Here is a 1,545-nt window from a genome sequence, read left to right as displayed (position 1 = left end):
GATGGGTTTCGCTGCGCTCTACCCATCCTACGAAACAGATAGCACCGCGCTCGCATCATCGCGTGCGTGACACATCACTCAGGCGTCCCCCGCCATCCGCAGCGTGATCCGCGTCAATTCCGACGGCCGGCCGAGCCGCAGCGCAAAGCCCGGCCACAGCGCGGTGCCGTTGTTGACGTAGAGCGTCATCCCGTCGACGTCGTAGCGGCCCGAGACGAAGCCGGCATTGGCGGGCGCGGCCAGGCGGTCGATGCCGACGATCAAGCCGCCATGGGTGTGGCCGGAGAGTTGCAGGGCGACGCCGTGTGCCGCGGAGTTGCGCGCATCGCTCGGCTGGTGGTCGAGCAGGATGATCGGCGCGCCCTCAGGGACGCCGGCGAGCACCGCGGCGAGGTCGCGGACCGGATGCTTCCTGCGGCGCGAGGCGCGGTCGGTGATTCCCGCGATCACCAGGCGGCCGCCGCCGCGTTCGAGCACGATGTGCCGGTTCTCCAGGGAGCGCAGGCCGAGCGACGCATAATGCGCCATCCAGACATCGTAGCCGAAGATGTATTCGTGATTGCCCGACACCACGTAGACGCCGTCGGCGGCGACGAGATCCTGCAACGGTGCGATGTCGTTGCGCCGCGCCTCGACGGTGCCGTCGATCAGGTCGCCGGTGATCAGGATCAGGTCGACGCCGAGCTTGTTCGATCGCGACACGACTTCGCGTGCCCACGACGCCGGAAACAGCCGGCTGATGTGCAGATCGGTCAGTTGCAGAAGGGTGTAGCCGTCGAACGCTCGCGGCAGTCCGCGGATCGCAACCTCGACATCCTTCAATGGCGGAATCCGCATCGCCTGATGGACGCCGATCGCGGCCGCGATCGCCGCCACGCCGGCAACCGCGTAGCGCACGCCGTCCGGCGCACCGACGAAGCCGCCATGGATCGCTGCTGCGACGATCAGCCCGGCATCGAGCGCCAGTTGCAGCAGCGCCAGCAGCACGACCGCACCGAACGCCCAGTTGAACAGCGCGACCACCGGTCGCGGAAACTCCGGCGAGAACTCCGATCCCGACGACCATCTGTTCCAGCGGTGAAACTGCAAGGCGAGCAGCACGAACAGCGCGGCGACGAGCTTTGCCGGCAGCGGCCAGTCGAGCGGCCAGATGAAACGGACAAGGATCAGGAGGCTGATCAGGCCGAAGATGAGTTGGGGAATGGGTCTCGCTCCGGATCGGATCGGTTGGGGCTGCGCGGTCGGCGCTCGGCGAAAGTAGGTTGGATCGGCCGCTTGTGTAAGCTGCCGACATCAGCACATTTTCGGCAAGTTGCACGATGCTGAAGCCGCTGCGCGCGGCAAGCCGCGGCGTGTAGCAATAAAAGCGCGATGAGATTGAGTTGAATCGGCTTGGCGCGGTCCCGGGTCACCTCTCCCTCCGTTGGTAGGGCGATCGCATCTGACATCCAATGGCTTTGAAACTGATGTTTCCACATCGTCTTGCCCGGGCTTGTCCCGGGCATCCACGTCTTGTTTCGCAGCGAAGGAAGACGTGGATGGCCG

Annotated in this window: 2 protein-coding genes; both read right to left on the bottom strand. The window is 65.7% G+C overall.

Features of this window, described 5'->3' with window-relative positions:
- Nucleotides 1-78 precede the first annotated feature (78 nt).
- Nucleotides 79-1,203: a metallophosphoesterase gene (locus B2W55_RS34145; protein WP_024578485.1), complete on the bottom strand. Its 1,125-nt coding sequence runs from the start codon at nt 1,201-1,203 to the stop codon at nt 79-81.
- Nucleotides 1,179-1,545: hypothetical protein (locus B2W55_RS34140; protein ID WP_291532747.1), on the bottom strand; the 367-nt coding region annotated here is incomplete at its 5' end. The genes B2W55_RS34145 and B2W55_RS34140, both read right to left, overlap by 25 nt.

Origin of the sequence: Bradyrhizobium sp. UBA2491 (assembly GCF_002341725.1) — a bacterium.
In the GTDB taxonomy this organism is placed as follows: Bacteria; Pseudomonadota; Alphaproteobacteria; order Rhizobiales; family Xanthobacteraceae; genus Bradyrhizobium.
The sequence above is the reverse complement of the archived record's forward strand: the minus strand, read 5'-3'. Positions and strand labels throughout refer to the sequence as shown.